Consider the following 8,115-nt stretch of genomic DNA (forward strand, 5'->3'; position numbering starts at 1 on the left):
ACCGGAGTCGGTTTCGGTGGTGTCGGTTTGTCAGTTTCTACCGGAGTCGGTTTCGGTGGTGTCGGTTTGTCAGTTTCCACCGGAGTCGGTTTCGGTGGTGTCGGTTTGTCAGTTTTCACCGGCGCGGTTTTCGGTGGTTTTGATGTATTGCCATTTTTTGCCGGTTTATTTGAACTCGATAAACCGCCAGCAGTAAATGAAATACTATTTGATGCTGTAACTTTATCAACATTTACTTGAGAAAGTGTTTCACCATCGGTATTCAGTTCACCTTGTACATTTCCTTTAATATTACCAACATCGATGGTCGCTTTTTGATCTTCCTGATATTCCACTTTTTCCACAGTGTTGTAATAGCCATTGACTGTCGGTAAGCCTGTTTTAGAAATACCACCACCGCCACCACCGTAAGCACCATCTTGATCAATAGTATCTGATAGCTCGACTGCGTTAATATTGCCTGCAACATCTACAGTACCGGTTTTGGAATCAGAAACAATGTGCGCGCCAGTAAGATTGAGGTCCCCTCCTGTAGAGATATTTAGCTCACCGGTGGTATTAATACCGGTCTGGGTCCCTGTAGTCTTCGAATCATAATGTTCGCCACCTTGGCCGTAGTTCCCAGCCAATGTTGGGATAAGTCCTCCATTGGTTGAAACAGCAACCCCGACTGATCCACCCCACTCATTACTATTAGTCTGGTTATTGACCGTATCTTGCACACTCTGCACATTCAGATCGCCAGTAATATTAAGGTTTGCGGTTTCTGACTGAATATTACCGCCAGCTAAAGTCATATCTCCCCCAGTGTTAATGCTAATATCACTGCTATTAAGGTTGGAGTTAGTATATGTGTGGCTTGAGCCAGTTGAGGTTGAACTGCTGCCATGGTAATCAACAGAAACTCCCGCGCCAGCCCCTGTAGGCGCGGCGGAAGCCCCGGCACTGACGCCCGCTGAGTGGGTATCTTTTTGCGACCAACTCTCAGTTGAGGACTCGGCGGCTAAAATATTCAAATCACCGCCAGTAGTGATCTCTACACTGTCTGCCGATAATTCGACACCTTTTAACGTGGTATCGCCATTACTGGTAATTGATACATTGCCGGCATTTATATTAGTGATGTTTTCACTTTTAGTCGTCGATGAACTACTGGTCGTCGTGGTATCGAATCCAACTGAGACTGAGCCGCCAAGCAAATCATTAAACATAAGGTTAGAAGCACTACCTGCCACTTCTGCCGCCGTTAAACCGGCATCAATTTCTTGCCCGTCATTGCCCTTTTCAACCAAATTACCGACTTTATCAGCAGCATCAGCCACTGAACTATGAGCCTCGCCCTTTACGCCATAAAACGAAACGGTTTCCTCACTCGTTGTTATCACTTCATCTTCATATTTTGTAGACTTGACTTCATCGGCAACAATAGTCAACGCACCTTCAGTGCTAAAATTACCACCGCCGATATCAACCGTGTTTCCCGCTTCTAATGTCATAGAATCGGTAAAGTTAAGTGAAGCATTATTATTTGTCGTCGTTTGCTCAGTATCAACCGTCGTGACGGTTTCTAACCCGGCTTGGAAATTACCAGAGGAAGATGTTGGAGCACGACCAGGCTTGGACCCGGCATTGGTGATATCCGACCCAAGATTATTATGCTCACCGGTGCTGGTACTACTACTTTCCCCATCCAGACCGCTAATATCATAACCTGCCGATTGCCCAAAACCACTCGCGCCTGCACCAAATTTTAGATCAGTGCGTTCAACCGTGGTTTCAGAATAACTGTAATCTTGTGATGTTTGGATGTCTACATCGCCAGCAGCCTTCAATTCACCCGATTGGGCATTATATTCACCACCTTTGAGAACAATATCATTCGCGGAATTAACGGTAAACTTGCCGCCGGCGTTGACCGAACTATCAACACTCGTAGCACTTGAGCTGACAGTTTCTGTCGATTCGTGACTTAGTATCCCCGTAGATTTATGGCTGTATTCATAATTCCCCTCAACCTCATACATATTATTGAAGGTGACATCACCTTCAGTTGAAGTCAGGCTGATATCTTTTTCCGCAGCAATATCAACAGCATTAACTGTGATATCTTTGGCACTCATGTCAATGCTACCACCGGCGGTGACACCATCATTATAATAATGAAGTTCTTGATTACCGGAAACATTAGCGCCTTGGCTGGCAGTAAGCTCAATTGAACCATTATCTGCCTGTAAAGTGAGATCATTACCGGCACTAAGAGCAGCGCCACTGTTGGTTATAGAACCACCACTGGAGACCAATGATAAATCTCCACCTGAAGTGATACCACCATTCATGCCCACACTACTATTATTAATATTGCCTTCTGATTGAATATTAATATTGCCACCGGCACTGATCTGGCCATTAACATTATTAAAGGAGGATGCATCAACATCCATATTACCGCCAGCGTGGACTATGGCGGAACCATCATAGCGGCCACTTTCTAATTGTTCTAACGTAGTTGTTGCGAAATAAATTTTAGGTGTGAGTACATCATGACCATCGATATTTTCTGTCACAAACCAAACAATATCTTTATCCAGTACGGCAATCTGCTCATCAGTTAAAGCTTTACCGACGGTAAAATCTTCTACTCCATTCACAGTTGCAGCATTGGACATTAATTTCTCAACCAACTCGGTGCCATCAACACCATCGCGCACACTGAAAAATGTCCCTACAGACTCATTTAATTGGCGGCGAATAACTTCACTAATAAAATAATTATCGCCCACAACCAAAACAGGTGTTTCTGGTATATAGCCAATTTGGTCAAAGAAATATTGCGAACCAAAGAAAAGGCTCTGATCAATCATCTCAGTTCGAGTTTCATAAAACGGATAAATAGGGTTACTGGCACCATCCCCGACCTTGGCAGTGAAATCAACATCTTTCCATTTCTGGTTAGAAACAAATAACCCCTGAATTTTAGCGAGTTCGGTATAGGTTTTTGTGGTACTTAATCCTTTCGTCAGTTCGGCAATTGTTTTCAACCCAATATTAATTTCATAAGGATTTTGAGTTACCACAACCTCCTTATCACCGATGGCAACTGTTATTTTTTCACCTTCAAGTTTCGCACCGAATAACCCATTGTTAAATGCTCCACCATTGTGAGTCAGATTACCGCCTGCGATAATCCCACCGTTATTATCCGACAAACCATAATCTTTTAAATCTTTCAAAGAAGCATTATTGGAGCCCGTTACCCTGGCCCAATCTTGTGATAGCTTCTCTTGGCTATCAGATAACCACGCATCGCCGAACAATCTTTTCATAACACTGTTTAATTGTTCACTCTGTTTGGCCATTTCTTTTAAGCTATTAAAACTGTTGGACTGAGTATCATATATATATGATCCCTTCCCTGAGACAGATTCCGGACTTCCATCACCGAAATAAAAGTCCAGCAATTGATATAGCGTATTAAACTGAGCATAACCAGAATCGCCACCTATCACTTTTCTATATACCTCCAGCTCAATCGGGGTACTCAGCGTCTCCGTCAAATAATAGTAAAATGACATTTCATTATATTCTGGTGCATTATTAACAGTTCCAGATATTATCATATCCTTACTTGATTGAATAATGCCACCTGTATTATTTAACGTTTTAGTACTATAAATGTTCTTTTGATTAATGTTTAAATTACCGCCGGATGAGATTTCGGCCATTTTAGTTAATTTAAAATCACCAATCCACGTTGGAATTGAACCTGAGAGTTTTGCGTTATAATATACCAGGCTTATAAAGCCTTGCTTCCATTCATGTGAACCTTCAGCATTTTGTGCAGGGCCTGTAACCCATCCAGGATTATCATACTTACTAATATTATCAATAATTTTAGCATCTAATGCCATATCGCCTTGAGAACGAATATTACCACCATCATTCTTTATATTCTCTGCAACAATATCAATTTTACCCATACTAAGAACATTAGCATTTTCTTCATTTAGAAACTTACCTTTCTCTGCATCAATAATAATATCTTGCGAGGAGAAAATCAAAGCTCCACTACTATTAGTAATATTAATTGCCTTAAGAATGACATCCTTAAGACTCAAAATAGATTGATTACTTGAAATTTTAATGTTCTCATCTGCATTAAGTAGTATGCTTGCAGCACTTTCCAGAATGCGGTCAATAATGATAGAACCCGTAGTCTTAATAGAGAGTTCACCTCTAGCATTAATATCACCACTATCATCATTGTAGCGATAATCTTTAGAGAGAATTAAAGAGAGGTTATTATCGCTAAAAATGTCACCAGATAAATTATTCAAAGATTCAGCTAGCTTAATTAATAAATTTTTAGCCGAATAAATATAACCAACACTGTTATTTAAGTTATCAGCTTGAATATCAATATTATTACCACTGATATTAGAGCCACTGTTATTTACATTTTTTGATCTAATAGAAATATCAGCATCAGAAAATAAGGTCGCTCCATTCAGGTTAGAAATAGAGTCTGACTCCACGGTAAGACCACCAACACCAATAATGATAGCGTCACCAGCAGATGACCCTTTATCACTACTGTTTACAATAGTATTAGCCTCTACGGACAATATCCCTGACGCCTGAATTATCGCATTAATATTATCTAGTTTATTGATGTTTTTGAAGGTGGCGTCACCATCAGAATTAATAATTGCCGCAATGGAATTAATAAAACTACTGACATAACTGACGTATAAATTTCTACCCGCATTAATAACACCGACATTTCCCGTCCCATCACCTATATTGGATAAAACCCCAATATTAGCTAGAGACATATCAGCACCAGAGTAAATAACACCTTTGTTATTTAGATTATCTATATTAGATATCATTAGGCCATTATCTGATGTTATAACACTACTCTTATCGTTTATAACACTATTAATAAGCTCTAGTTTTAACCATTCTCCCAATGCTGAAATATAACTTCCACCGGAATTTTCCACATTGGCAACAGAATGAATATCAATATTATTCGCGATTATCCCTGAACCAGAATATTGGGTGGTCCCAGTTCCTGTATTAAATAGATTAGTACTATTATTTATGCTTACAGTTCCATCTGCATTAATAAATCCATCTACATTCTTTATCGTTTCTATATTACTCAAATTAATATCACCAGAGGCGAGTATAGATGAGTTCTGATTAATTAATTCTGACGAATGGCTAATTGACAACTGGTCAGCCGCGAGTATTTTTGCTTCATCAGTATTTTTAATGCTATCAATATTCGTTAATATAATATCGTTCGCTTGAATGAGTGACGAACTACCTTTGTTATTTAACTCTTTAATGTCATCAAGCTTAAGTGAGCTTTCTGAAATTAGTTTTGCATTATTACTATTTGTAATAGTGTTAGCGTTACTAATTTCAATAGCACCACCTTGAATTAAACTGTTATTATTATTTATATTAACTGCATGCACCCCACTGTTATTTATTTTTAGATTAGCACCTGAGAGTATACTACCCCCATTTTGATTATTAACCTCCTTACTGATATTTAGTGATAAATCTTTAGCTGCTGTGATATCGCCACTATTGAAAACACTTTCTGTTGTTATATCAATAGATTCTTCTGAGTTAATTACCCCGGTATTTTCCAATAAACCGCCATCACTAACCTGGCGAATAGCAACATTTTTACCGGACAATACACCACTATTAATGGCACTTCCATTGACAATGGAAACATCTAACATTGAGGCAGCTGAGACAATTCTCCCACTATTATTAATACTATTTGACTTAATGGTATTGTTTTTATCAGCTTGCAGTAATCCTTTATTAATTAAAGATCCGAGAATAAGATTTGCGTCTTGCTCAGTATATAAAACACCTTTATTATGTAAATCATTAGCGACAATGCTCAGCGGACCACTCGCATTGACAACACCATCATTGTCAAATAGTTCGTTAATAGTGAAGCTTAACGTCCCCTTCTGGCTATTAACTCCCGCACCTTGATTTAAAAATGAATTAGCATTAACTATAACATTTCCTGACTGACTGCTAATAGCAGCATCAGAACTTATAGTTGCGGAGTCAATAGTTTCGCCGTTAATCGATACAATATAATTACCATCCACAAGGGATATAATTGCATTCTCTATTTTTTTACCTGAAGCATCAAGAGCGAAAAGTGTCCCTGTTATTTTATATTCACCCTTAACATCAATGAAAATGGATGTTACATCTATTTTGTCACTATCACCGCTCATTGCAAAAATACGTGCTGCATTTTGCAACAATGAATCAGCAGTAATTCTAATATTGCCATTTTTTGATACTGCATCAGCACTGAGTTTAGCTTGAGATAAAGCTCTAATAATTAGATCGCCATTACTAATAACACCACCAAAGCCTGTATCTTCATTAACTGAAATATCGATATTGTTGCCGGATAAATTAACATCACCTGACTTGCTGCTAATTGCTGTCAGTGCTAAATCACCATCGGCCGATATCTCAACAGTCTGATTACCGACTAAGCTACCTTTATGTCTAACCCCAACACCGCTTTCGGTACTGATTAGCTGTATTCTTCCCCCATACATGGAACCCAATGAACTGCCATCAATAGCAACTTTAGGGGTATCTGCAGCCGATAAGTTACGAATCTGGTGCTGTCGCGTTTGTGTGTCGTAAGTATTTAGCCCCGCAACAACTTTAATGTCGGCACTCCCAGAGACTTCACCATCGAGTTTTACCGTACGGCTGATCATATCAAAGTGGGTTAATCCTTCAGTAGATAGGCCCTGTCCTTCTACTGCAATCATACCCTTATTAACATTTAATTGAATATTACCATTCTCACCATATTCCACTCGACCTGTACTGAGAGTTAAGTTATTCGCATTAATGGTTGATACGCCATTCACAGAAATGCCATTTTCATTTGCAATGATAAGGTCAGCTTTTTTCCCAAACACTTCCATTGTGCCATTCAAATACGATCCCTTAGCACCCGTAACTTCACTAATGATAGCGCTAGCTTCTTGTTGTAGCTGACCGTTTTTAATTATATAACCACCGATACTACTAACACCATCCTGCATGCTGTTATTAAAAATCAAACCATCTGGGCCAACATTAAAGTCATCAAACTTATTGTGAGAAATCCCATTACCGTTTGGATTAATAATATTTACTGTCGGTGTTCCATTGGCTGACTCTGAAATCGTTGGCGCATTTGAACTTGTATCGGGAACTAAGTTTGCATAAGACAAACTGGGCAATACTGCAACCAATGCCAAATAAATAGGGCACAACTTTTTATGTAAATTTTCTTGAGTTAGTTTCCCAATAAAAGATGATGCAGAATTATTGGTCTTACCTTTATTTTTGCTCATGCGTAAAGCTCCTGCAGTTTGCTGGATATAACTTTATTAAGATGGAATTTCTTATTTATTTAGAATCGTAAATCAAACCTGTAACTTAGTGTTCTAGAATCAATATCAGAATTCCTTAATGTTGATGGTTTGGTTAGAGGATAACCCAATGTTAATGAAGTGGAGAAATGACTACCTACAGCCTTAAGGCCAAGAGCAGCTCCAGTTAAATACTCTGCAGGGCACGAACCCATATCATCAGTACAGTTGTTTTTAATAAAACCAAGATCATAGCCAGCAAAAGGCGACACCTGCCATATCCCCAATTTATTGATAGCAATCGGCAGCTGAACTGTATTGGAAATGTAACCACCGTTATGTCCCGACACTGAACTTTCTTTGTAACCACGAACGGTATATTCATCACCAATTGATTGTTTACCATCACTCACTAATATATCTTTTGTAAATTGAAATCCTGAGTTAACTTCATATGATAAACTCACTGGACCATATTGGGCCAATGACTTAGACCAGCTAATGATGCCATTATATTTTATGTAGTTTAGATCAAACCCCTTTAGGTCAGGTTCATTTTTCCATGCTGCACCAAACCAGGGAACACCCGCAGTCGAACTCAGATCCCAAAATAAACCGCCCCCCCAAAGTGTGCCAACCCGAGTTACCCCAAGGGCAATACTGCTGTATTTTTTACTACTAACAC

The 8,115-nt window shown here is 39.1% G+C and carries 2 protein-coding genes; both read right to left on the minus strand.

Translation table 11 applies throughout. From position 1 onward, the window contains the following. Positions 1–7,412: hemagglutinin repeat-containing protein (locus V2A85_RS19955; RefSeq protein WP_420072175.1), on the minus strand; the 7,412-nt coding region annotated here is incomplete at its 3' end. Positions 7,413–7,471: 59 nt separating this feature from the next. Beyond that, positions 7,472–8,115: ShlB/FhaC/HecB family hemolysin secretion/activation protein (locus tag V2A85_RS19960; protein ID WP_420072176.1), on the minus strand; the 644-nt coding region annotated here is incomplete at its 5' end.

Source organism: Yersinia sp. 1252 StPb PI (assembly GCF_048593885.1).
GTDB lineage: Bacteria > Pseudomonadota > Gammaproteobacteria > Enterobacterales > Enterobacteriaceae > Yersinia > Yersinia enterocolitica_E.